At 69.6% G+C, this 23,708-nt stretch carries 25 protein-coding genes; 11 read left to right on the forward strand and 14 right to left on the reverse strand.

Translation table 11 applies throughout. The features are described 5' to 3' along the window. Positions 1 to 343: 343 nt before the first annotated feature. Genes ACWF7A_RS32620 through ACWF7A_RS32630 form a run of 3 tightly spaced genes read right to left on the reverse strand, consistent with a single transcriptional unit; the run spans position 344 to position 2,639 of the window. Complete coding sequence (locus tag ACWF7A_RS32620) at positions 344 to 1,471, reverse strand: sensor histidine kinase (RefSeq protein WP_452254350.1); 1,128 nt, start codon at positions 1,469 to 1,471, stop codon at positions 344 to 346. Between the two features lie 3 nt (positions 1,472 to 1,474). Next, the gene (locus ACWF7A_RS32625; protein ID WP_319984458.1) at positions 1,475 to 2,158 is read right to left on the reverse strand and encodes a response regulator transcription factor; all 684 of its coding nucleotides are present in this window, start codon (positions 2,156 to 2,158) and stop codon (positions 1,475 to 1,477) included. 46 nt (positions 2,159 to 2,204) lie between these two features. Continuing rightward, the gene (locus ACWF7A_RS32630) at positions 2,205 to 2,639 is read right to left on the reverse strand and encodes a MarR family winged helix-turn-helix transcriptional regulator (RefSeq protein WP_452254351.1); all 435 of its coding nucleotides are present in this window, start codon (positions 2,637 to 2,639) and stop codon (positions 2,205 to 2,207) included. A 67-nt stretch (positions 2,640 to 2,706) separates the two neighbouring features. Here ACWF7A_RS32630 and ACWF7A_RS32635 point away from each other — a divergent pair, with 67 nt between their 5' ends. Beyond that, positions 2,707 to 3,666, forward strand: a complete 960-nt coding sequence (locus ACWF7A_RS32635) for a cytochrome P450 (protein ID WP_452254352.1) — start codon at positions 2,707 to 2,709, stop codon at positions 3,664 to 3,666. On the opposite strand, the gene ACWF7A_RS32640 is transcribed toward ACWF7A_RS32635, so the two are convergent. From ACWF7A_RS32640 to ACWF7A_RS32655, 4 genes are all read right to left on the reverse strand, one after another. After that, the gene (locus tag ACWF7A_RS32640) at positions 3,653 to 4,291 is read right to left on the reverse strand and encodes a slipin family protein (protein ID WP_452254353.1); all 639 of its coding nucleotides are present in this window, start codon (positions 4,289 to 4,291) and stop codon (positions 3,653 to 3,655) included. The genes ACWF7A_RS32635 and ACWF7A_RS32640 overlap by 14 nt on opposite strands. Before the next feature lie 226 nt (positions 4,292 to 4,517). Further along, the gene (gene dxs, locus ACWF7A_RS32645) at positions 4,518 to 6,422 is read right to left on the reverse strand and encodes a 1-deoxy-D-xylulose-5-phosphate synthase (RefSeq protein WP_452254354.1); all 1,905 of its coding nucleotides are present in this window, start codon (positions 6,420 to 6,422) and stop codon (positions 4,518 to 4,520) included. Positions 6,423 to 6,484: 62 nt separating this feature from the next. Then, on the reverse strand, positions 6,485 to 7,690 hold the full coding sequence (locus tag ACWF7A_RS32650; protein ID WP_452254355.1) for a class I SAM-dependent RNA methyltransferase: 1,206 nt from the start codon (positions 7,688 to 7,690) through the stop codon (positions 6,485 to 6,487). Continuing rightward, positions 7,687 to 9,672, reverse strand: a complete 1,986-nt coding sequence (locus ACWF7A_RS32655) for an APC family permease (protein ID WP_452254356.1) — start codon at positions 9,670 to 9,672, stop codon at positions 7,687 to 7,689. The genes ACWF7A_RS32650 and ACWF7A_RS32655 overlap by 4 nt, the downstream gene beginning before the upstream one ends. 82 nt (positions 9,673 to 9,754) lie before the next feature. On the opposite strand from ACWF7A_RS32655, the gene ACWF7A_RS32660 reads away from it, so the two are divergent. Further along, complete coding sequence (locus ACWF7A_RS32660; RefSeq protein WP_452254357.1) at positions 9,755 to 10,417, forward strand: potassium channel family protein; 663 nt, start codon at positions 9,755 to 9,757, stop codon at positions 10,415 to 10,417. Further along, positions 10,417 to 11,073, forward strand: coding sequence for a potassium channel family protein (locus ACWF7A_RS32665; RefSeq protein WP_452254358.1), 657 nt, complete (start codon positions 10,417 to 10,419; stop codon positions 11,071 to 11,073). Before ACWF7A_RS32660 ends, ACWF7A_RS32665 begins: the two co-directional genes overlap by 1 nt. Here the strand turns inward: ACWF7A_RS32665 and ACWF7A_RS32670 are convergent. After that, a complete protein-coding gene (locus ACWF7A_RS32670; RefSeq protein ID WP_452254359.1) occupies positions 11,070 to 11,564 on the reverse strand; it encodes an RICIN domain-containing protein in 495 nt (164 codons plus the stop codon). The two genes, ACWF7A_RS32665 and ACWF7A_RS32670, sit on opposite strands and share 4 nt — an antisense overlap. A gap of 323 nt (positions 11,565 to 11,887) precedes the next feature. Between ACWF7A_RS32670 and ACWF7A_RS32675 the strand changes: the two genes are divergently transcribed. Beyond that, complete coding sequence (locus ACWF7A_RS32675) at positions 11,888 to 12,082, forward strand: hypothetical protein (RefSeq protein ID WP_452254360.1); 195 nt, start codon at positions 11,888 to 11,890, stop codon at positions 12,080 to 12,082. Positions 12,083 to 12,181: 99 nt separating this feature from the next. Next, positions 12,182 to 14,722: a LuxR C-terminal-related transcriptional regulator gene (locus tag ACWF7A_RS32680; RefSeq protein WP_452254361.1), complete on the forward strand. Its 2,541-nt coding sequence runs from the start codon at positions 12,182 to 12,184 to the stop codon at positions 14,720 to 14,722. 77 nt (positions 14,723 to 14,799) lie between these two features. Here the strand turns inward: ACWF7A_RS32680 and ACWF7A_RS32685 are convergent, their stop codons facing one another. Together ACWF7A_RS32685 and ACWF7A_RS32690 are read right to left on the reverse strand one after the other, a co-directional pair. Beyond that, positions 14,800 to 15,570, reverse strand: a complete 771-nt coding sequence (locus ACWF7A_RS32685; RefSeq protein ID WP_452254362.1) for a DUF3159 domain-containing protein — start codon at positions 15,568 to 15,570, stop codon at positions 14,800 to 14,802. Next, positions 15,567 to 15,947: an OB-fold nucleic acid binding domain-containing protein gene (locus tag ACWF7A_RS32690; protein ID WP_030464824.1), complete on the reverse strand. Its 381-nt coding sequence runs from the start codon at positions 15,945 to 15,947 to the stop codon at positions 15,567 to 15,569. Before ACWF7A_RS32690 ends, ACWF7A_RS32685 begins: the two co-directional genes overlap by 4 nt. A 69-nt stretch (positions 15,948 to 16,016) precedes the next feature. Between ACWF7A_RS32690 and ACWF7A_RS32695 the strand changes: the two genes are divergently transcribed. Next, on the forward strand, positions 16,017 to 16,673 hold the full coding sequence (locus ACWF7A_RS32695) for an alpha/beta fold hydrolase (protein ID WP_452254363.1): 657 nt from the start codon (positions 16,017 to 16,019) through the stop codon (positions 16,671 to 16,673). Here ACWF7A_RS32695 and ACWF7A_RS32700 read toward each other — a convergent pair. Next, positions 16,670 to 17,284 carry a DUF3710 domain-containing protein gene (locus tag ACWF7A_RS32700; RefSeq protein WP_452254364.1) on the reverse strand — a complete coding sequence of 205 codons (615 nt, stop codon included), beginning with the start codon at positions 17,282 to 17,284 and terminating at the stop codon, positions 16,670 to 16,672. The two genes, ACWF7A_RS32695 and ACWF7A_RS32700, sit on opposite strands and share 4 nt — an antisense overlap. 4 nt (positions 17,285 to 17,288) lie before the next feature. Further along, on the reverse strand, positions 17,289 to 17,762 hold the full coding sequence (gene dut / locus ACWF7A_RS32705) for a dUTP diphosphatase (protein ID WP_452254365.1): 474 nt from the start codon (positions 17,760 to 17,762) through the stop codon (positions 17,289 to 17,291). A gap of 24 nt (positions 17,763 to 17,786) precedes the next feature. Between dut and ACWF7A_RS32710 the strand changes: the two genes are divergently transcribed. Then, on the forward strand, positions 17,787 to 18,248 hold the full coding sequence (locus ACWF7A_RS32710; protein WP_452254366.1) for a DUF3093 domain-containing protein: 462 nt from the start codon (positions 17,787 to 17,789) through the stop codon (positions 18,246 to 18,248). 71 nt (positions 18,249 to 18,319) lie between these two features. Here ACWF7A_RS32710 and ACWF7A_RS32715 read toward each other — a convergent pair whose 3' ends face one another. Then, entirely contained in the window at positions 18,320 to 18,619 is a 300-nt protein-coding gene (locus ACWF7A_RS32715; RefSeq protein ID WP_030474775.1) for a DUF4193 domain-containing protein, read from the reverse strand. 421 nt (positions 18,620 to 19,040) lie between these two features. On the opposite strand from ACWF7A_RS32715, the gene cei reads away from it, so the two are divergent. After that, positions 19,041 to 19,757, forward strand: a complete 717-nt coding sequence (gene cei / locus ACWF7A_RS32720) for an envelope integrity protein Cei (protein WP_452254367.1) — start codon at positions 19,041 to 19,043, stop codon at positions 19,755 to 19,757. A 25-nt stretch (positions 19,758 to 19,782) separates the two neighbouring features. Beyond that, positions 19,783 to 20,316 (forward strand): hypothetical protein, encoded by a 534-nt coding sequence (locus tag ACWF7A_RS32725; protein ID WP_452254368.1) that lies wholly within the window; start codon positions 19,783 to 19,785, stop codon positions 20,314 to 20,316. Positions 20,317 to 20,435: 119 nt separating this feature from the next. Here ACWF7A_RS32725 and ACWF7A_RS32730 read toward each other — a convergent pair whose 3' ends face one another. After that, on the reverse strand, positions 20,436 to 21,242 hold the full coding sequence (locus tag ACWF7A_RS32730; protein ID WP_452254369.1) for an inositol monophosphatase family protein: 807 nt from the start codon (positions 21,240 to 21,242) through the stop codon (positions 20,436 to 20,438). A gap of 115 nt (positions 21,243 to 21,357) precedes the next feature. Between ACWF7A_RS32730 and ppgK the strand changes: the two genes are divergently transcribed. Together ppgK and ACWF7A_RS32740 are read left to right on the forward strand one after the other, a co-directional pair. Continuing rightward, entirely contained in the window at positions 21,358 to 22,119 is a 762-nt protein-coding gene (gene ppgK, locus ACWF7A_RS32735; RefSeq protein WP_452254370.1) for a polyphosphate--glucose phosphotransferase, read from the forward strand. 219 nt (positions 22,120 to 22,338) lie between these two features. Then, entirely contained in the window at positions 22,339 to 23,649 is a 1,311-nt protein-coding gene (locus tag ACWF7A_RS32740; protein WP_452254371.1) for an RNA polymerase sigma factor, read from the forward strand. Positions 23,650 to 23,708: the final 59 nt, after the last annotated feature.

The raw sequence follows: 23,708 nt of genomic DNA on the forward strand, positions 1-23,708 counted from the left end.
CTCAAAGGAACTACCTCGACGAGGAGGTAATTCATATATTACTGGCTGTGTTTCGGCACGCTGTTGAGTTCTCAAAGAACACGCGCACACCGCAGCTACCCTCCGAGGAGGTTCACTTCCGGGGCTGTGTCAGGCTTAGAAGTCTTGTGTCGCACTCCGTTCCGGCTGTGTTTCCCGGCCCGTTCCGTGCTGACATGGAGAAATTTACACGGGCCCTGTACGAGATCCAAATCGGGGGTCACTAACGGCTAAACCCCAGGTCAGACGCCGCGTCGACGGCCCAAACATGCCAAGATCGACGAAGAGTGTGACCGGGGCCACGCCGACAATCTTGTATCCAGCGTCAGCGCGGTGCGCTGGGCAGGTGCACGGCCACCGACAGACCCCCTGTCGGCACGGCCACTGCCTGCGCAAACCCGCCGTGGGCGGCGACCGCGGCCCGCACGATGGAGAGCCCCAGGCCCGTGCCGGACTGGCTGGTCCGGTCCTTCCCGCCACGGCGGAACGGCTCGAACAGCTCCTCGACGCGGTCCGGCGGGATCAGCTGACCGGACGACGACACCCGCAGAACGGACCACTGCGGCCCCGGCTCGACCACGGTCTCGATCCACCCGCCGACGTGGTTGTGGCGGATGGCGTTCTCCAGCAGGTTGCCGGCGATGCGCTCCAGCAGCGCGGGATCCCCGACCGCGAACGCCGGCGCGCACCGGAACACCGTGCGCAGGTCGCGCGCCTCGGCCTCGGCACGCGTGGCCTTCCACGCGGACTCGACCACCGCGGACAGGTCGACCGGCTCACGCACGGCGAGCCCGATCCCGTCCGTGCGCGCGAGCAGCAGCAGCGCGGACACCAACTGTTCGGCGCGCTCCCCTGCGGAACGCACGACACCGGCCATGCGCCGCAGCTCTTCGACGTCGGCGTCCGGATCGGAGAGAGTCACGTCCAGTTCCGTGCGCACCACCGAGAGAGGAGTGCGCAGTTCGTGCGATGCGTTCGCCACGAACCGGCGTTGCGAGTCGAAGGCGGCTTCCAGCCGGTCGAGCATCGAGTCGAACGTGTCCGCGAGCTCGGCGACCTCGTCACGCGGACCCTCCAGCCGCAGCCGCGACCCCAGCGACTCCGCCGACAACCGGCGAGCGGCCCCCGTCACGTCGTGCAGCGGCTTCAGGACTCGACCGGTGAAAGTCCACGTGAGCACGGCGGCGGCCACGATCATGCACGCGAACGCGATCAGGCCGGCGCGCAGCAGGTCATCGCGTGCGGCGGCGGTCAGCGCGTCGGTCAGCACCTTCACGGTGACGGTGACGCCGTCCACGGTGACCTGGCTGTCGGAGGGGAACGACGGCGACGAGTCGAACACCCGCCCGACGAGCGTCCACCCGAGGAACAGCAGGACAGCGCTCACCACCGCGACGAGCGCGGTGGTGAGGAGCGTGATCCGAAGGCGAAGCCCTGGTCCGCGCCTTCGCATAGGTCAGTCCTCAGCAGATCCGTTCGAAGCACTCGGCACCCGGTACCCGGAGCCCACGACGGTGTCGATGATGCCCGGTTCGCCCAGCTTCTTGCGCAACGTCATCACGGTCACCCGCACGGTCGTGGTGAACGGGTCGGCGTTCTCGTCCCACACGCGCTCGAGCAGTTCCTCGCTGCTGACGACCGATCCCTTGGCCGCGAGCAGCACTTCGAGGACGCCGAACTCCTTGCGCGTCAGCTCGATGGGCTGCCCACCGCGCGAGACGGTGCGTCGCGCGGGATCCAGCTCCACGTCCTGAGCGGCGAGCAGGGGCGGTGTCGCCGGAGTCGCGCGCCGGGCCAACGCCCGCACGCGCGCGACCAGTTCGGGGAACGCGAACGGCTTCGCGAGGTAGTCGTCCGCGCCGAGCGACAGGCCGGACACCCGGTCCTCGATGGACCCGCTGGCCGTCAGCATCATGACCCTGGTGAGCGCGCCGGAGCTGAGGATCTCCTTGCACAGCTCGTCACCGGACATCCCCGGTAGGTCGCGGTCGAGCACAACCACGTCGTACCGCGTGACGGTCGACTTCTCGTGCCCGGTCTCGCCGTCGTAGGCGACGTCCACGGCCATACCTTCGCGCCTCAGGCCGCGAGCGATCGCATCGGCCAGTGGCGCCTCGTCCTCGACTACCAGAATCCGCACGCCTCAAAGGTGCCACACACACCTGAGAAAGCACTTAACGACACCTTCACGTGCGCTGTCGGATCTCTTCTTCGGTCCGATCCGCGGCGGCATTCAGAAAACGCAGGATCACGGCCTGTTCGGCCTCGTCGAAGTCGGCCAGGTCGGTGCGGTGGCGTTCGTTCAGGGAGTCGTAGAGGCCACCCACATGGCGCACCGCGTCCTGGTCCGGCTCGATGACGACCTTGCGGCGGTCGTGGGGGTCGGGCACACGGCGCACGAACCCGGCCCGTACGAGGCGTTCGATCATCCGGGAGGCCGAGCCGCTGGTCAGGTTGACGCGGCGCGCCAGTTCGCCGGGCGACGCGGGCCCGGAGTTCGCGAGCACGTACAGCGCCTGCAGATCGGTCCACGTCATCCCGAGCTGTTCGGCGAGCATGCCGTTGAACTGGATGACCGGGATCTGCCACCGGGCGATGGCTCGCAGGACCTCGTCCGTCATGGCACGGCAGCCTACTTGCACCACACAGTCGCTGCGTCACGCAGTAATCTTATGCTAGATTCACTGCGTGATGCAGCAAACTTCGATGTACGACCACCCTGTCTGGGTGGTCACGGACGCCGATCTGGCCCGCTCCGTCCTGTCGGACGGCCGTTTCGCCAAAGACCCGGCTCTCGCTCCGGCGCACTGGGACGCCCACACCGCGGGTCTCGAACCCACCGCGGCCGAGCAGATGTCGGTCACCACGCTCGACGGCGACCCGCACGCGCGGCTGCGCAAGGCCTTCGCGCCGCTCTTCAGCGCGGCTCGCGTGCGCGCCTACTTCCCGCGCATGCGGGTCATCGCCGAGGAGCTGCTCAGGGCGCTGCCGGACGAGGTCGACCTGGTCGAGGACTTCACGACCCGCTATCCGCTGGCCGTCCTCTGCGAGCTGCTCGGCATCCCGGCGAACGAGGTCGATCTCGCGATGGACGCGTGCCGCCTGATGCACGTCGACTACCCGGCCCACGTCCCCGCGGCCATGGGGAGCTTCGCCCGGCTGGCCTCGCAGGCGACCGCCGAGCTGCGCATGCCGGACGGCAGCACGGAGCAGGACCTGCACTACCAGATCTTCACGATCCTTTTCGCGGGCCAGCTCACCACCGACCTGGCCGCGGGCTTCCTGCTCGCGCGGCTGATCGGCAGCGACGGCACACCGGCCAACCTGGTGCGCGAGACGTTGCGCGAGCATCCCCCGGCGCCGTTCACGTTGTGGCGCTTCACGACCACCGCGGTGGAGCTCGCGGGCTCCGAACTGCCCGCGGGCTCTCCCGTGCTCGTCGACCTGACCCGCGTGCCGGACCTCGTGTTCGGCCACGGCCCGCACTTCTGCATCGGTGCGCAGCTCGCCCGGCTCGAACTCGAAGCCCTGGCCGAGGCGTTCCAGGCGGTGTGGCCCCGCGCCCGCGTCACCGCGCCGCTGACCCACAGCTCACCGGGCGGGATCATGGGCAGCAGGTTGGACGCGCTGCCGGTCAGACTCGCTTAGGCCGTTCCACCACGACGGTCGAGGCCGTCTGCAGTGCCCGGAGCTCCAGCAACGCGGGGTGCTCCTCCGCCAGCCGGGCCGCGTTGAGCAACGACCGCAGCGCCGCCGTCTCCCCACGCGCACGCTCCAGCGCCGCACGTCCCTCGGACGCCGCGACCAGCTCGGCCAGCGCGGCCCGGCGCAGCTCACCGGGCATCACGACGTCGCGCACGGCCACCTCGGTGACGGACACCCCCAGCTCGGCGGCCCGAGAAGCCACACCGGCCAGGACCTCGGCGGCGATGGCGTCACGCTCGGCGTCGACGGCGGAGTGTGCGCGCGTGAGAACCGCACCGCGCAACGCCAGTTGCACAGCCGTGTAGAGCTCAGCCTCGGGACCGGCGGACGCCACCACGAACGTCGTCGCCGAGGACACGGCCCAACGCACGACAACGGTCACACGCACCAGCACGCCATCGGACGTGGGCACGTCCTGCGCGGCCGGAGTGAGCGAACGGGGGCGCACGTCGACACGGTGCAGCACGACGTGACGCGGGAACTTGTGCTGGCCGGGCTCCACCTCGCCCACGAGCACGCCACGGTCGAACCGAACGCCCCGCTCCCACGGGAACAACGTGTGCTTCATCGTCTCCACCTCCGTCCAGACAGACCGAGACCCCGGCCGGCGGGGCCGCGAACGGGAGTCCACAAGGGACTCGCAAAGCTCGCAGCCCCCGTGTGCGACCGGGGTCTCGGCGTTCAGGATTAGAACCTGGTGCCTTTACAGCGACCATGCGCCGCCCCGATCGCGGAACCCGGCTAGGAAGACCTGCCGGGCCGCAGAAGGCGGCGCGAGGTGGAGGTTAGCGGACCTACTTCTCCACGTGCTCGTCGATTTCGACGGGCAGGCACTCCAGGCGAGCGGCCCACTCCGTCACGCGCCGTGCGACGTCCTGCGCCGTGATGCCGCACAACGCCAGCACCTCGCCACGCTCACCGTGGTCGTGGAACTGCTGCGGGATCGCGATGTCCCGCAACGGCACGTCGACGTCGGCGTCACGCAGGGCGGCCGCGAGAGAGGAACCGAAGCCACCGTGGCGGCCACCGTCCTCGACCGTCACCACGAGCTTGTGCGACGCCGCCATCTCCACGAGGTCGGACGACATCGGGTAGATCCACCGCGGGTCGACGACCGTCACGCCGATGCCCTGGTCCTCCAGCCGTTGCGCGGCTTCGAGACCGAGTTCGCCCAACGCACCGACCGTCACCAGCAGCACGTCGTTGCCCGACCGCCGAAGCACGTCCACGGACCCCACGCGTTCCAACGCGGGCAGGTCCGGGCCGACCGAGGCCTTCGGGTAGCGGATCACCGACGGCGCGTCCGAGATCGCCACAGCTTCGCGCAGCTCCTCGACGAGCGTCCCGGCGTCACGGGGCGCCGCCACGTGCACGCCGGGGATGACGCCGAGGATCGACATGTCCCACATGCCGTGGTGCGACGCGCCGTCCGGGCCAGTGACGCCAGCGCGGTCCAGCACGACCGTGACGCCCTGCTTGTGCAGTGCCACGTCCATCAGCAGCTGGTCGAACGCCCTGTTGAGGAACGTCGCGTAGACGGCCACGACGGGGTGCAGGCCACCGATGGCGAGACCGGCCGCGGAGGTCAGGGCGTGCTGCTCGGCGATGCCGACGTCGAAGAACCGCTCCGGGAACGCCTTGGCGAACGCGTTGAGGCCGGTCGGGCCCTGCATCGCGGCGGTGATCGCCACGACGTCGGACCGTTCGCGGCCGACGTCCACCAGCGCGTCGGAGAACACGTGCGTCCAGGTGCGCTTGGACGGCTTGACGTCCTCGCCGGTGATCGGGTCGATGATCCCGGTGGCGTGCATCTGGTCGGCCTCGTGGTTCTCGGCCGGCGCGAACCCCATGCCCTTGCGGGTGACGGCGTGCACGATGACCGGGCCGCCGAACGACTTCGCGCGCTGCAGTGCGGACTCCAGCGTCGCCAGGTCGTGGCCGTCGACCGGGCCGATGTACTTGAGGCCCAGGTCCTCGAACATCGCCTGCGGCGCGAGCGCGTCCTTGATGCCGCGCTTGGCGGCGTGCAGGGCGGCGTAGAGGGGCTTGCCGAAGAACGGCGTCTGCTCGAGGACGCTCTTGCCCTTCTCCAGCACGCGCTCGTAGCCGGGGCGCAGCCGCAGCGACGACAGGTGGTCCGCGAGACCACCGATCGTCGGCGAGTAGGAACGGCCGTTGTCGTTGACGACGATCACGACCGGACGCGTCTGGTCCGCCGCGATGTTGTTCAACGCCTCCCAGCACATGCCGCCGGTGAGCGCGCCGTCGCCGACGACCGCGACCACGTGGCCGTGGGCGCCGTTGATCTGCTTCGCCTTCGCCAGTCCGTCCGCGTAGGACAGCGCCGTCGAGGCGTGCGAGCTCTCCTGCACGTCGTGCTCGGACTCCGACCGCGACGGGTAGCCCGACATGCCGCCGCGCTGGCGCAGCCGGTCGAAGCCGTCACGGCGGCCCGTGACGATCTTGTGAACGTACGACTGGTGACCGGTGTCGAACACGATCGGGTCCTGCGGCGAGTCGAAGACCCGGTGCAGTGCCACGGTCAGCTCGACGACACCCAGGTTCGGGCCCAGGTGCCCGCCCGTCTTGGACACCTTGTCGACCAGGAAACGCCGGATCTCCTCACACAGCTGCGACAGCTGCGCCTCGTCCATCCGTTTCAGATCAGCTGGTCCGTGCACGGACTCCAGCAGGGTCACCACGCCCACCTCACTCCTGAAGACTTCGGCTCAGTCTACGGAGACGCGACTGAGACGCAGCCTCAGCTCGTCTCAGGCACGAGCAGGGCGATGCACTCCATGTGGTGCGTCATCGGGAACGCGTCGAACGCCCGCAGCTCGGCGAGCCGGTACCCCTGAACTGTGAATTCGGCCAGGTCGCGGGCCAGTGCGGCGGGGTCGCAGGCGACGTAGACGACCCGCTGCGGACGGCGTCGTGCGACTTCAGCCACAACGACCTTGCCCGCCCCCTTGCGAGGGGGGTCCAGCACCACGACGTGAGGGTCCTCGACGGGGAGCTTGCGCGTCACGGCGCGTTCGACCTTGTCCGCGACCCACTCGACCTGGGTCATGCGGCGCAGGTTGCGGCGGCCGTCCTCCACGGCACCGGGGAAAGACTCCACGACCAGCACGGATCCGCTTTCGCCGACCTGCCGGCCGAGCACGGACGCGAAGAGCCCCGCACCGCCGTAGAGGTCCCACGCGCGCTGCCCCGGCTCGGCCGCGGCCCACTCCCCCACGACGGTCGCGAACGTGTCCGCGGCGGCCGGGTGGACCTGCCAGAAGCCGTCCGCGGAAATTCGCCACTTCCGGCTGGCGGCGGTCTCGACGGCCGTACCGGTACCGGCGCGGCGCGCGGTGTGTCGGCCGCGGACCTCACCCACATGACGGTTGCCGTCACCGTCCTGGACGATCGTGAGCTCCTGGGCCCGCCACTTTCGGTCGGCCACCGCCTCGACCATGCCCGGCCGGCTGATCACACAGTGGTCGACCGGGATCACATCGTGGGAACGCAGGCCGCGGAAACCGGGTGTCCCGTCGCGGTCGACGGCCATCCGGATGCGGGTCCGCCACTCCAGCGGGCCGCCCGGCAGCGCCTCGACGACGACGTCGCGTTCGATCTTGCCGAGGCGGCTGAGCTGCTCCCGGACGACCTGGGCCTTCAGCTCCCGTTGCGCGTCCCACGAGACGTGCTGGAAGTCGCAGCCACCGCACATCCCCGGCCCGCTGAACGGGCACGGCGCCTCGACTCGGTCCGGTGACGCCTCCAGGATCTCTACGGCGTCCGCACGGCAGAACGAGCCGCCGTTGTCCTCGTACACAGACACCACGACGCGTTCGCCGGGCAGCGCGTGACGCACGAACAGGACGCGCCCCTCGTGCCGCGCGACGAAATGCCCGCCGTGCGCGACGGGTCCTACCTCGACCTCGAACTTGCGTCCGGTCCAGTCTTCCTTGGTCGTGTTCATCGGTCGTCAAGTCCCCTTCGGACAGCGCCGGGCGCGATGACGTCCTTGTCCTTGACCTTCACCGACGATTCCAGCTGCCAGGGAACGCTGGTCACCATCACACCCGGCTGGAAAAGCAGCCTTCCCTTGAGCCGCAACGCGCTCTGGTTGTGGAGGAGCTGCTCCCACCAGTGGCCGACGACGTACTCGGGGATGAACACCGTAACAACGTCGCGCGGGTTGTCCGACTTGACTCTCTTGACGTAGTCGAGGACGGGCTTGGTGATCTCCCGGTAGGGCGACTCGATGACCTTGAGCGGGATCTTGAAGTTCTCCTTCTCCCACTCCTGCACGAGCCTGCGGGTGTCGCCGTCGTCGACGTTGACCGTGACGGCCTCCAGCACGTCCGGACGCACGGCCTTGGCGTAGGACAACGCCCTGATAGTCGGCATGTGCAGTTTGGACACCAGCACCATCGCGTGGTTGCGCGCCGGCATCGTGCGCACGCGCTCCTGCTTGCGCAGTTCCTCGGCGACGGTGTCGTAGTGCTTGCGGATGGCCGTCATCAACGCGTAGATGGCGGCCATCGCGGCGATGGCGATCCACGCGCCCTTGGTGAACTTGGTGATCAGCACGATGATCAGCACGGTCGCGGTGAGCGCGAGGCCGAACGTGTTGATCGCCTGCGAGCGCCGCATCCGCCGGCGGGCCTGCTCGTCGGTCTCGGTCTTGAGCAGCCGCTGCCAGTGCTTGATCATGCCGAGCTGGCTCAGCGTGAACGAGACGAACACGCCGACGATGTAGAGCTGGATCAGCCGGGTGACCTCGGCGTCGAACGCGATCACCAGCACGACCGCGAACCCGGCCAGGAACAGGATGCCGTTGGAGAACGCGAGCCGGTCGCCGCGGGTGTGCAGCTGACGCGGCAGGTAGCGGTCCTGGGCGAGGATCGAGCCGAGCACCGGGAAGCCGTTGAACGCGGTGTTCGCGGCGAGCACGAGGATCAGCGCGGTGACGCCGGCGATGAAGTAGAAGCCGGGCGGGAAGTTGTCGAACACGGCGTGCGCGATCTGCGCGACCATCGTCTTCTGCTCGTAGCCCTCGGGCGCGTTGGTGATCTGCTGCGCGGGGAACTCGGCCATCCGCACGTCGGTGAGCTGGGCGAGGATGATCAGGCCCATCAGCATGACGACCGAGATGGTGCCCATCAGCAGCAGCGTCGTCGCGGCGTTGCGGGACTTGGGCTTGCGGAACGCGGGCACGCCGTTGCTGATCGCCTCGACACCGGTCAGAGCGGCGCACCCGGACGAGAACGCCCGCAGCACCAGGAACACGAACGCGAGCCCCATCAGGTGGTCGGACTCGGCGTGGATCTCGAGGCCCGAGCTCTCGGCGCGCATGTCGTCACCCATGACGAAGCCGCGGAACAGGCCGTAGCCGATCAGGCCGAAGACGCCGATCATGAACGCGTAGACGGGGACGGCGAACGCGCTGCCGGACTCGCGGATGCCGCGCAGGTTCACCGCCGTCAGCAGCACGATGGCCGCGACCGCGAACTCCGCCTTGTGGGTCGCGACGAACGGGATCGCGGAACCGATGTTCGCCGCCGCCGCCGAGATCGACACCGCGACCGTGAGGATGTAGTCGACGAGCAGGGCGCTCGCCACGGTGAGCCCCGCTCTGCGCCCCAGGTTGACCGTCGCGACCTCGTAGTCACCGCCGCCGGACGGGTAGGCGTGCACGTTCTGCCGGTAGCTGGCGACCACGGTGAGCATGACCACGACGACCGCGACCCCCACCCACGGCGCCATGGCGTAGGCGCTCAGGCCCGCCACCGACAGCATCAGGAAGATCTCCTCCGGCGCGTACGCGACCGACGACATGGCGTCGGAGGCGAACACCGGCAAGGCGATGCGTTTGGGCAGGAGGGTGTGCGCGAGGCGATCACTGCGGAACGGCCGTCCTACCAGGAGGCGTTTGGCAGCGGTGGCGAGCTTGGACACGGCCAGAGCGTAAGGGGTCCGCTCACCGGGACGGGCTAATGCTGGGTAGGTTCTGCGGAGAGTTCGCCTGAGGAGGCATGTCGTGCACGTGGTGATCATGGGGTGTGGCCGGGTGGGGGCGTCCCTGGCCAGGGCTCTGGAGCGACTCGACCACCAGGTCGCCGTGATCGACAAGGACCCGCAGTCGTTCCGCAGGCTGGGCAGCGACTTCCACGGACAGCAGGTCATCGGCAACGGTTTCGACCGCAATGTCCTGATCGAGGCCGGCGTCGAGCGCGCGGGCGCGTTCGCGGCGGTCTCGAGCGGGGACAACTCGAACATCATCTCGGCGCGGGTCGCGCGCGAGACGTTCGGCGTCGAGCACGTCGTCGCCCGCATCTACGACCACAAGCGCGCGGCGGTGTACGAGCGCTTGGGCATCCCGACCGTGGCGACGGTGCCGTGGTCGACGGACCGGTTCCTGCGGATGCTGTTGCCCGAAGGGGCGGCGACCGCGTGGCGCGACCCGTCCGGCACCGTGGCGGTGCTGCCGATCGAGGTCGACGAGGCGTGGGTCGGGCGGCCGGTGCGCGAGCTCGAGGAGGCGATCGGCGCGCGCGTGGCGTTCGTGATGCGCTTCGGCACGGGCGTGCTGCCGGAGCGTTCGACCGTCGTGCAGGCCGACGACACCATCTACGTGGCGGCGCTGTCCGGCACGATCACCGACGTCGCGGCGGCGGCGCTGCAGGCACCGGAGGAGAGCTGATGCGGGTCGCGATCGCGGGCGCGGGAGCGGTGGGGCGGTCCATCGCGCAGGAGCTCGTCTCGGACGGGCACCAGGTGATGCTGATCGAGCGGGACCGGGCGCACTTCGACCCGAACTCCGTCGAGCAGGCCGAGTGGGTGCAGGCCGACGCGTGCGAGTTGTCCTCTTTGGAGGACGCGGGCATGCAGCTGTGCGACGTGGTGATCGCCGCGACCGGGGACGACAAGGTCAACCTCGTGGTGTCTCTGCTCGCCAAGACGGAGTTCGCGGTCCGTCGCGTCATCGCGCGTGTGAACGACCCGACGAACGAATGGCTCTTCACCGAGTCGTGGGGTGTCGACGTGGCCGTGTCGACGCCACGGCTCCTCGCCGCGATGGTCGAGGAGTCCGTGACGATCGGCGACGTCGTGCGGCTGATGACGTTGCGGCAGGGGCAGGCGAACCTCGTGGAGATCACGCTCGACGAGTCGACGCCGTTCGCCGGCCGTGCGGTCTCGGAGCTGCAGCTGCCCCGGGACGCAGCCCTGGTGACGATCCTGCGCGGCGGGCGGGTCATCGTGCCGCAGCCGGACGACACCCTGGAGGGCGGCGACGAGCTGTTGTTCGTCACGACCGCCGCCGTCGAGCAAGACATCAAGACGGCTCTGGGCTACTAGGCCCACCAGTACTGGTTGCCGCCTCCGTGGCAGTCCCACAGCTGCACGGAGGCGCCCTGCCACCAGTTGGCGCCCGCGATCTCGACACACCGGTTGCCTCCGAGGAACGACCGGATCCTGCCGACCTCCTCCGGCCGGGCGGCGGGCCGGTAGAACGTCTGGAACGCGTTGCTGCCCGGCTGGCAGTCGAAGATCTGCAGGTGCGCGCCGACGTCTCCGTTGCCCCAGGCGGCGGTGAGGCACCGGCCGCCGTCCGCGTTGCGCAGCGTCAGCCCGTCCCAGTACCAGCGCTGGGTGAGGGCGTTCTGGCAGTCGACCATGAGCACCCCGGCACCGTTCTGCCCGGTCGCGGCGGTCATGCACCGGCCGTTGAACTTCGACTGGACGTGGATGGTGTTCTGCGCCTGCGCCGCTGAGGACGTGACGAGGACGCCACCGGCGACGAGAGCCAACGCCGCCATGATCGCTGTCTTGCGCTTGGAAAGTTTCATGGTCTTCCGACGCCTGGCGCCCACCGCTTGATACCGCGCACGCTCGGTTCGTCCGGTATCTGCGCAACGGAAGCGGGCGCTTGTGAGCGATCAGCTACCCCTGGTCGCTTTCGAGCCTCACGCCGCCGTGCCGCATCCGGTGGTGCGTTGTTATGCCACGGTCGCCACGTCCCGTATTCCACTCTCTCGTGGTGGACGGCGGGTGTGCTGGCGGCTCTGGGTGGGCCGGCCGACGCCTCGACGCGGCATCTGGTGTGGGCGAACAGCCAGGGAATCCGTTGTACCTCAGGAAACTCGTGGCGGCGGGCCGGCACCGCGGCCCGGTGACCGAGACCGTCGGCGGGTGGAACTGGAGCGGACCGCTGGAGCTGTCCGGGCGGCTGGCCGAACTCGTGGACATGGGGTTCGTGCGTATCGATGAAGACGGACGCGCGCGTCGCTCATCCGCTCTACTGCGCGCGCTTACGAGCGACATGCCCGGCGTTGCGCGCACGGGCACACCGCCGTGCCTTGGCTGATCGACTGGAAGCGGAAGGCGCTCTCGATCGGACCGGTGTCGCGCCACGGCGCGTAAATCGACGTGCGCGGTGGGCCGGGCGTTGGGCACACTGCGAGACGTGTGGCCGTTCGTGGGCAGGGTGCGCGAGCTCGAGGATGTGCTGTCCACGCTCACCTCGGGCAATGGCACCGCGCTCGTCGGACCGGCCGGTGTGGGCAAGACACGTCTCACGGACGAGGTCGTCGCACGGCTGGAGCGGACCGGTCTCGCCGTGCAGCGCTGTTACGCGACGGTGGCGACGTCCACGATCCCGTTCGGGGCCATGGCCGCGTTGCTGCCCGCTGACATGCGCACGGCGAATCCGCTCGGTCGCGCCGTGGAGCACCTTCTAACCGGACCACAGCCGTTGGCGATCGTGGTGGATGACGCGCATCTGCTCGATGACGCCTCCCTCGCGTTGCTGCACCACGTGATCCGGCATGGGCACGCACGGGTGCTGGTGACCTCACGACCAGGTGAGCGCACGGACCTGTGGCAGGAGGGGTTGCTGCGCCACTACCCGCTCGGCGACCTGTCGCGGGCCGAGTCCGGGCTGCTGCTCGAACGCGCGCTGGACGGGCCGGTCGACACCCGGTCGGCGTCGCTGCTGTGGTCGGCCAGCGCGGGAACCCCGTTGTACCTCAGGGAACTCGTGGTGTCGGGGTGTGCGGCCGGGGCGTTGCGGGCGGACGACGGCATCTGGTCGTGGCACGGGGCGATCGAGCTCGGCAGCCGGCTCGGCGAGCTCGTGCAGTCCAACCTCGGCCGGCTGGAACCGTCGCACCGGCACGCGCTGGAGCTGCTCGCCTACTCCGAACCGGTGGAGTTGGACCTGCTGGCGTCGCTGGTGTCGGAAGAGGCAGTAGACGACCTGGAGACGCGCGGGTTGGTTCGTGTCGTGTCATCGGGTCGTCGCACGGTCGTGCGGCTCGGGCATCCGTTGTACGGCAGCCAGCTTCGCGCGACATGCCCGACGTTGCGCGCGCGGTCACACCACCGCGCGTTGGCCACCGCTCTCGAGGCAACGGGCGCACGCCGCCGTGAAGACCTCATGCGCATCGCCACGTGGCGGCTCGACGGCGGTTCGCCCATCTCGGTGGACCTGCTGGCCGCGGCCGCCGAACAGGCGTGGGCCGCGCACGACGTGACGCTCGCCGAACGACTGTGTCGTGCCGCTGTCGAGGCGGGCGGCCTGAACCGGATCGGGCACGTGTTCGGCCAGGTGCTGATGCACGGCCGCGCACCGTGGCAGGCCGAAGAGACGCTCGCCGACGTGATGGCCGGCCCGCTGTCGGCGGAGGACCTGAGCGGCCTCGCCGCCACCCGTTCGATGAACCTGCACTTCGGCCTGGGCGACGCGGACGCCGCCGCGGCGATGCTCGACGCCGTTGACACGCCTGGCCTCCCCGCGCACGTGCGGGAGTGGCTGGAGGTGGTCCGGGTCATCCTGGACGCCCAGCAAGGCCACGTGGCATCGGTGCTCGAACGCACCTATCGCCCCGTGGCGCCACATCTTTCCGTCCACTTGCAACGGACCCGAGCGTTGTGCCTCCTGCACGCGGGCCGCTACAGCGAGGTCTCCCAGGAGATCGACGCCTACGAAGCCCTGGAAGAACCCGGCGAACCCGACGACGGCGCCCTACGGATGCGGTGCTTCGCGTTGGCGTTCGCGGGCCGTCTGGCCGAGGCGGAAGCCCTCGCACTCACGATGTACGACCGGACGTTCGACGAGCTGGCGTTCACGGGCGCGACGGCGCTCTACAGCGTGTTGTCGTTCTGCGCGCGCATGCGAGGCAACGCTACCCAAGCCCTGCGCCTGGCCCGCGAAGGCAGCCCGAAGTCCCCCGCGAACCCTCTGGTCTTCGACGCCATCGCCCTGGCGAACCTGGCCGCCTCCGGAGCGCTCACCGGCGACACCCTCTTGGCCCAGGAAGCACTGGCCCGTGCCGAGAAGGCCCGCCGCCCGGCCTGGCGCCTGACCGGCACCACGGTCTCGGTGACCCGCTCCAGGGTGCTCGCGAGCACCGGCGACCTCCGAGCCGCCGCCGGCGCGGCCATGGCGGCCGCCGACGAGTGCGCCGAACTGGGCGTGCACAGCAACGAGGCCATGGCACTGCACGACGCGGCCCGCTTCGGCGTGGACACCTCCCAACGCCTGACAGCCCTCACGGCCACCATGGACGACCCGATGACAACGGCCTACGCGGCACACGCGACCGCCCTCGTGCACGCCGCACCGGCCGCCCTGGAGGCCACGGCAACGGCTTTCCACCGCCTCGGCGCCACCCTGTACGCCGCCGAGTCCCTGGCCGCCGCCACCCGCCTGCACCGAGCCCGGGGCAACCCCCGCGCCGCCTCCCAGGCCTCCGCCCGCCAGGCCCTGCTGATGCGCGACTTCGACGGCGTCCACACCCCGGCCCTGCACACCGGCGACCTCCCCCACCTCACCCGGCGCCAGACCGAGGTCGCCCGCCTCGCGACGTCCGGGCTCACCAACCAGCAGATCGCCACGCGGCTGCACACGTCCAAGCGCACGGTCGACAACCACCTGTACGCGGTCTACGGGATTCTCGGCGTGACGGGACGCGACGAGCTGCGCACGGTGCTCGGCCCGTCCTGACCGACGCCTCCGTCGGTGAAACGCCTCGCGGCCGGCACCTCAACGAAGAGGCGCCGGCCGCGAGGGTGTGGAGCGGGTCAGTCTCTGGACTTGTCGCGGGACTCGGCGTCGACGACGCGCTTGAGCTCGTCCATGTCCGGGGTGAGCAGGTCGTCCGCGGTGCGGGCGAGCACGGCGTCGGTCTCCGCCTCGACGGCCGCCGCGGCCTTGGCCTCAGCCGCCTCCTCCGCCGCCTTGAGGCGCTTGTCCGCGCGGCGGACCGCCCAGACGGTGGCGAGCAGCGCGACGGCCATCAGCGGGTAGCCCATGCCGAGGCGGGCGACGGCGAGCCAGCCGACCTGGTCCTCGTCGTAGAGCCAGCGCTGGACGGCGAAGCGGGCGAAGAAGACGAGGGCCCACACGAAGGTCGCGATGTCGTAGTCGCGGACCGAGGCCTTGTCGTCGCGCCAGGAGCGGTCTCTGCCGTTGAGGAACGTCCAGAGCACGCCGGCGAGCGGCCAGCGCACGATGATCGACAGCAGGAACGCGCTGCCGTACACGACGCTCTGCCAGATGCCGAAGAGGAAGAAACCCTTGGCCTCGCCGGTCTTGTAGGCGATGAACGCCGCGACGCCCACGCCGAGGACGGCGGAGATCGCGGGTTGGATAGTGCCCTTGCGCAGGGCGAGGACGACGCCGATGACGACGGCGGCGGCGAGCGAGCTGATGATCGCGGCCATCAGGTTCTTGGTCGCGAAGTTGACGATCACGAAGACGAGGACGGGCAGCGACGAGTAGAGCATTCCGCTCACGCCGCCCATCTGTTCGAGGACGGTGGGCTGCTTTTCTTCGGTCTTGACTGATGTCATGAAGCGTTCTGCAACTCGTAGTAGGGGTTGTAGAGCACCTTGCGCCCGTCGCGCACGGCGATGCGGCCTCGTGCCTTGATCGTCCGACCAGGCTCGATTCCCGCGATGCGACGGCGGCCGAGCCAGACGAGGGTGACGCCCTCGGTGCCGTCGTAGAGCTCGGCTTCCAGGGTGGCGGCCGCGTCCCGGGGGCAGAGCTCCACGCTGCGGAGCCTTCCGAGGACGGTGACCTCCTCACCGGACTTGCAGTCGCAGGCCTTCACCGCGCCGACGGCCTCCGCTTTTCGCGAGAGGTCGTCCGCGTCGAGCTCGGCGACGTCGCTGGTCAAGCGACGCACCAAGCGGCGCCAATAGCCGCTCATCCCCGACTCCTGCATTGCTCAGGTGGCCCCGTGGTGTGGACCGTCTGACAGTGAGGGTACGCACGGGCGACGACAATCCCGGGTGTGCCTGCCGAGACCGTGCTCCTGCTGCCCGGAACCGCCTCTGACGAGGTGTTCGTCCGATCCGTGTTCACCGAGCCGTTGTCGCAGGTCGGTGCCGTTCTCGCCGCACCACGTGTCCGCACACTCAGTGAACGGTTGACGGCTCTCGACAATGCCCGCGCAGGCCACCCGATCGTGGTGGGTGGTGTCTCGCTGGGCGCGCACGTCGCCGCGCGGTGGGCGGTGGCCAACCCGGACCGGTGCGCGGGCCTGGTTCTCGCACTGCCCGCGTGGACCGGTTCTCCGGACGACGCACCGGCGGCGCTCGCGGCCAGGGCGAGCGCGGAGACCGTCCGGTCCCAAGGGCTCACGGCGGCGCTGGCCGGCACGACCGGCTGGCTGCACGACGAGCTGACGAGGGCCTGGCGCGGCTACGGCGACGAGCTCGTGCCGCACCTCGAGGAAGCCGCCGAGTCGCTCGCGCCGACGCTCGACGAGCTGAAGACGCTGGACGTGCCGACGGGGATCGTCGGGTGCACCGACGACCCGGTGCACCCGATCGAGGTCGCGCGGGCGTGGGCGGAAGCCCTGCCCCGCGCCGTGCTCGTCACGACGACGCTGGACGCCTACCCGCACGCTCTGGGGCGTGCGGTGCAGGCGTGGCAGCAGGCGCGTTAGCCCTGCTGCTGGATGTGCCGGGCGATCGCCTCCGGCAGCTCGACCGGTAGCGGGGTGCGGGGCGGCATGGGCTGCTCGCCGCGCACGACCACGGTGCCGCGCAGCATCTCGCGCAACGCCTGCGAGTTCTGCTCGAAGTGCTCCTCGGGGCCCGCCGCGACACCGCGCAGCATCCAGCGCGGACCGTCGACGCCGACGAACAGGATCTGCACGCCCTGGTTGCGCGCGGTGATCTCCTCGCCCCACTCGCCGTTCTCGCGGTTGATGCGGGCGCCGTCCTCCTTGAGGCCGTCGATCAGCTCGGCACCGACCTCGCGCCACAGGCCGCCCGACTTCGGCGCGGCGAACGCGCTGACCGTGAGCTGGCCGACGGACGTGAGGACGTGCACGGCGCGCACGGAACCGTTCTGCTGGTCCATCTCGACCTGGAGCTGGGCCTCGGCCGGCATCGGCAGCTGCACCGAGCCCAGGTCGAGCCGTTCCACGTCGTCGTGGGGCGCGACCGTCGAGTCCCACGGGCCGTCGACGTCGTCGAAGACCTCGTCGTGCTCGGAACCGGTCTCGACCGCCCCCGAGGAGTGACGACCGCGCTTGCGGCGCCTTCCGAACATGCCCCTACCCCTCCGCCTTCATCCGGGCGAGCACCACGTGCCCTCCGGTCGAGCCATAGCCTCCCGCACCGCGTTCCGTCTCCGGCAACTCGGTGACCTCGCGGAACACCGCGTGCTCGACGCGTTGCACGACGAGCTGGGCGATCCGGTCCCCGCGCGACAGCGCGATCGGCTCCCGGAGATCATGGTTCACGAGGCAAACGCGGATCTCACCGCGGTAGCCCGAGTCGATCGTGCCGGGTGTGTTCACGACGCTCAGCCCGACCCGCGCGGCCAGTCCCGACCTGGGGTGGACGAAGCCCGCGTACCCGTCCGGCAGCGCGATGGCGACACCGGTGCCGACGACGGCGCGCTCTCCTGGTGGAATGACCACGTCCGACGTGGTGACCAGATCCGCCCCCGCGTCGCCGTAGCGGGCGTAGGCGGGCGCGGGAACCCCCGGATCGAGCCGGGTCAGCAACACCTCGACGCTGGACACGGCGGCCGAGATTACCCTGACGACGTGAGTGAGACTGCCGTGACCGCCACTACGACCTTCCGCGAACGCCTGTACGTGACGTGGTGGATCTGGCCGCTGCCGCTGCTCGCGGCCGCGCTGCTGGCCGCCGAGGTGCACATGGGCTTCCCCGGCGTCCGCTCGTGGCTGCCGTACGTGATCCTGCTGCCGCTGACGGTCGCGCTGATCGTGAAGATGAGCTCGACGAAGGTGGAGGTCGCCGACGGCGAGCTGCGCGCCGGTGACGCGCACATCCCGCTGGAGCTGCTCGGCGCCGTCGAGGTCATCGCCCCCGAGGACCGCCGCCGGGTCATGGGCCGCGACCTCGACCCCGCCGCGTTCGTCGTGCACCGGGGCTGGGTCAAGCCGCTCGTGCGGGTGCACGTGACAGACCCGGAGGACCCGACGCCCTACTGGGTGATCAGCACCCGGCACCCCGAGGCGCTCGCCGCCGCGATCAAATCCTGAGAAACACAACTGGGCGCCACCCGTGAGGGTGAGCGCCCAGTTTTTCTTCGGCGGACTGGTGCTGATGCGGATCAGGCGCAGTCGCGGCAGATGTACGTGCCGCCGTTGTCCTCGGCGAGCCTGCTGCGGTGGTGCACCAGGAAGCACTTCGAGCACGTGAACTCGTCGGCCTGCTTGGGCAGGACCTTGAAGGTCAGCTCCTCACCGGACAGGTCGGCGCCCGGAAGCTCGAAGTTCTCCGCGCTCGCGTCCTCGTCGACGTCGACGACGCCGGACTGCGTCTCGTTCCGCCGGGCTTTCAACTCCTCGAGGGAGTCCTCAGCGAGTTCGTCCGCCTCGCTGCGACGCGGCGCGTCGTAGTCGGTCGCCATCTTCTTCACCCCTGCGGTCTACGGAGACTGTTCGTGTCGCTGGTTAACGCTCCAGCGACCTCTTTTGTGCCCCACGTCAAGGTGACGTAGGTCTCCCACACCCGGCGGGCAAGCCAACCCCCTTGACGTGACCGTCGGCTTGATCGAAATGTGTGCGGAGCGCGCAGAGGGTAGCTCATTGCCCGAGTGCCTCCACATCGGGTTACCCCTTACCGACCGGACGGGTGACACAACCTTTCTACGCTGGACCGATACCCTGTGCGAGAGCACGCGTGCTCCGGCGTGCAACCTGACGCCGGGCCGGTACCGTCCTGACTGTGAGCGATCAGGCCGGTGCAGTGGGTCACGCCCGTCAGGGCGCGCATCAGCCGGGTTGGGCCTAGGCTGATTCAGGGGACGGATCACGGGGAGGGCTTCGAACGTGGGATCCGCATCGGGAAGCTTGACGCCTTACAAGAGGCGTCGGCCCGTGCCCGCGCTCGTCCTGTTCGCGGTGCTGTTGGTCAGTTCCGTGTTCGTGTGGGTGAAGGTGCTCGGCAACGCGAGCGACGTGGACGCGGCGATCAGGTGCAACGCGCCCGGCAACGTGGCGGCGTCGGCATCGGCTCCGGCCGATCCCGCGGCGCCCTCGACCCCGCCGCCGCCCGCGCTGGGCACGGTGCTGGAGCACGACGCACTGGACCGCACGAACCCGGTGCCGGTCGGCGACGTGAACTTCAAGGCGATGAACGCCTCGACGCAGCGCAACCACGCCAAGGCCGTGGCGACGATGTTCACCGAGCTCGGCCTCAAGCAGGCGGCCGATCCCGGCAACGACCCGATCTACCCGGCGGGCGACATGAACTGCCGCGGTCAGCTGCGCTTCGGCGCGCCGGGCGCGGGCGCCGCGAGGACGTTGTCGCTGCTGGAGCCGTGCCTGGAACTCGTGCGCGACGACCGCCAGGACGCGACCGTCGACGTCGCGATCGGCAAGAAGTTCGACGAGGTCAAGCCGAACAGCGGCGCCCGCAAGGTGCTCGACCAGCTCAGCGAGTGGGCGGCGCAGCAGCCGGCGCAGCAGGGGGGCCAGGTCGCCGCGGCCACCCCGCCGACGCTGAACGCCGACAACCTGGCCGCCGCCCGCGACGTGACCTGCTGACCCTCCGTTCCGATACCTTGCGGGCATGGGGGTAGATCTTCTTCCGGACGAGCACGTCCTCTGGCGGGGAAGACCGGTCAGACGCGCGGTGTTCACGCGTCCGGACCTGCGCTGGATCCGGTTCAGCCTGAAGTTCCACGCCGTCCTGATCCTGCTCACCCTCGCGGTGGCCGGCGCGGCGCACGAGTGGGCCGGGTACCTCGACAGCTGGTCCGACGTGCTCGGCGTGTGCGCGGGGTTCGCGACGCTCGGCCTGCTCGGTCTCGCCGAGCCGTTCCTCTGGCGCCGGTTCACGTTGCACCGCACGACCTACTACGTCACCGACCAACGCGTCCTGTCCGTCCCTGGCCGGCGAGCGCGGTCCGTGCGACTCACCGAGATCGACCGGCTCTCGTTCGACGAGGAACCCGACGGCTCCGGCCACGTCCGGCTCGACGGACGGGTCGCGCCGGACGGTTTCGGCAACGGGACGGTGGCCGAACTGCTCCACGTCCCGGACGTCGGCGAGGTCGTCGCACTGCTCTCGAGGCTGACCGGACAGCCCGCGATCCGACGTTGATTCGTCAACACCCGACGTTGACTGGTCGACCTCGAATCAGACCCTTATGCAAAAGACGTTTGCGGACGACCGCAAACGTCTTTTGCACAACCGATATATTAGCGCTCTGACCTGGGGTTTCAGACCTTGCCGTAGCCCGACTCGACGAGCGCGCCGTACAGGGCGTCGGCGATGCCGGGGGTCGCAGCGAACGTCGCGTCCTCCCCCAGTTCGGGCGACGAACCGGGCAGCCGCACGACCGCGCCGGCCTCCGCGGCGATCAGCCCGCCGGCCGCCCAGTCCCACCGCCCGAGGCCGTGCTCGGTGTAGGCGTCGAGCCGTCCGGCCGCCACCGAGCAGAGGTCCAGCGACGCCGCGCCGGCCCGGCGCAGGTCGCGCACCCGAGCCGACATCCGCGCCCACGCGTCGGCCTGGCGCTGACGCCGCTCGGGCCGGTAGGCGAACCCGTACCCGAGCAGCGAGAGGGACAGGTCGGAGGTCGAGGACACGCGCAACGGCGTGCCGTCCAGGAACGAGCCGTACCCGCGCGCGGCGGTCCACATGCGGCCGGTCGCGGGCTCGAACACCGCGCCCGCCACGGACTCGCCGTCGAGCTGTGCCGCGATCGACACCGAGTACCAGGGGATCCCGTACAGGTAGTTCACGGTGCCGTCGATGGGGTCAACGACCCAGGTGAGCCCTTCGGCGCCGGCGCGGCCGTCAGGGGCGCCCTCCTCCTCGCCGAGCACCGGTTCACCGGGGCGCAACTCGGACAGACGCGTCCGGACGAGTTGTTCTGAGGCGCGGTCCGCGGCGGTCACCACGTCCGTCGAGGTGCTCTTGGTGTCGAACGAGACGACGGCGGAAGCGCGCATGCGCTGAACAAGTGCGCCTGCTTCCCGTCCGACGGCTGTGGCTATGTCGACGAGCGGCCGGGGATCGAACACGACCGGTTCCCTCCTGCGTCACTAGCACGGGACTATCGGACAACGTCAGGCTAATGTCTGCGCACCACGTGTACTGAATCGAAGCAAGCAGGATCGAGTAGGAAGGACCACGGGGATGGGCATCACCCGCGGGTTCGGTGTGGACATCGGCGGCTCCGGCGTGAAGGGCGGCCTGGTCGACCTCGAAGCAGGGGCACTGGACGGCGAACGCATGCGGATCCCCACGCCCCAGCCTTCGACACCGGAGGCGGTGGCGGACGTCGTCGCGGAGATCGTCGAGAAGTTCCAGTGGGACGGTCCGGTGGGCATCACGCTGCCGTGCGTGGTCAAGCACGGTGTCGCGCTCAGCGCCGCGAACGTGGACAAGGGCTGGATCAACTGCGACGCCCAGACGCTCTTCGCCGAGCGTCTCAAGCGCAAGCCCGAGGACATCGTCGTGATGAACGACGCGGACGCGGCCGGCATCGCGGAGATGTCGTTCGGCGCCGGCGTGGGCAAGAACGGCACCGTGGTCCTGCTGACGTTCGGCACGGGCATCGGCAGCGCCGTGTTCCTCGACGGCAAGCTGGTCCCGAACACCGAGTTCGGCCACCTCCAGGTCGACGGGCACGACGCCGAGTCGCGCGCGGCCGCCTCCGTGAAGGAGGAGAAGGACCTGTCCTGGGAGGAGTGGACGCCCAGGGTCACGCGGTACATCAACGTGCTCGAGGACCTCATCTGGCCGGACCTCGTCATCGCCGGTGGCGGCGTGAGCAAGAAGGCACACAAGTGGTTGCCGTTGCTCAAGGTGCGCACTGAAGTAGTCGCCGCCGCACTGAAGAACGACGCGGGCATCGTCGGCGCCGCATGGGCCGCCGCGCACGGCGTCAGGCCCTGATGAGCGTTCGACACCGAAACGTGTCCGACTCGATCTAGCTGCGAGAACGCAGGTGAGAGCGCCCCGAAGCACCTCGGGGCGCAACACCGCGTCACGGACGTCGTTACAATGGAACGCACACCCGCCAAGCAAGATCGGCGGGGAGATCCCCTGAACTCTGGCGACCGAGGTTTCGCGCCCTCTGGTCCGCCTTTGAACGACCGTCGCGAAAGGGCGTACGTGGCAGCCGCAGAAACCGCAACCCGACGCTCCAGCTCCGCCGCGAGCGCCGCCAAGACGACCAAGGCGACGGCGGCCGGCGAGGCCGAGGAGAAGCCGAAGCGCAAGACGACCGCTGCGGCAGCGAAGAAGCCCGCCGCCGCCAAGGCCCCGCGCAAGACGGCCGGCAAGGCCGATCCTGCCGCGAAGGGCACCGCCAAGAACGGCGAAGACCCCGAGGACATGGAAGGCGCTCCGGGCGCCGAGGACCTGGAAGACGTCGAGATCGTCGACGAGCCGGTCGTCGACGAGCCCGAGCAGGCGGAGGACCCCAAGCAGGACGGGGACTTCGTCTGGGACGAGGAGGAGTCCGAGGCCCTGCGCCAGGCGCGCAAGGACGCGGAGCTCACCGCCTCCGCCGACTCGGTCCGCGCCTACCTCAAGCAGATCGGCAAGGTCGCCCTCCTCAACGCCGAGGAGGAGGTCGAGCTCGCCAAGCGCATCGAGGCGGGTCTCTACGCCGCCGAGCGCGTGCGCCGTTCCGAGGAGGAAGCGGAGAAGCTCACGCCGCAGCTGCGCCGCGACCTGCGCTGGATCGTCCGTGACGGCGAGCGCGCCAAGAACCACCTGCTCGAGGCGAACCTCCGTCTCGTCGTGTCGCTGGCCAAGCGCTACACCGGCCGTGGCATGGCGTTCCTGGACCTGATCCAGGAGGGCAACCTGGGTCTGATCCGCGCCGTCGAGAAGTTCGACTACACCAAGGGCTACAAGTTCTCCACGTACGCCACCTGGTGGATCCGTCAGGCGATCACCCGCGCGATGGCCGACCAGGCCCGCACCATCCGCATCCCGGTGCACATGGTCGAGGTCATCAACAAGCTCGGTCGCATCCAGCGCGAACTGCTCCAGGACCTGGGCCGCGAGCCCACCCCGGAGGAGCTCGCCAAGGAAATGGACATCACGCCCGAGAAGGTGCTGGAGATCCAGCAGTACGCGCGTGAGCCCATCTCGCTGGACCAGACGATCGGTGACGAGGGCGACAGCCAGCTCGGCGACTTCATCGAGGACTCCGAAGCCGTCGTCGCCGTCGACGCCGTCTCGTTCACGCTCCTGCAGGACCAGCTGCAGTCCGTGCTCGCGACGCTGTCCGAGCGCGAGGCGGGCGTCGTCCGGCTGCGCTTCGGCCTCACCGACGGCCAGCCGCGCACCCTGGACGAGATCGGCCAGGTCTACGGCGTCACGCGTGAGCGCATCCGCCAGATCGAGTCGAAGACCATGTCGAAGCTCCGCCACCCGTCGCGCTCGCAGGTCCTGCGCGACTACCTCGACTAGGTCTTACCGAGTCATACGCACAAAGCCCCGCACCGGTTCGGTGCGGGGCTTTCGTGTTT

The sequence above is a fragment of the Lentzea sp. NPDC055074 genome, from assembly GCF_053608005.1.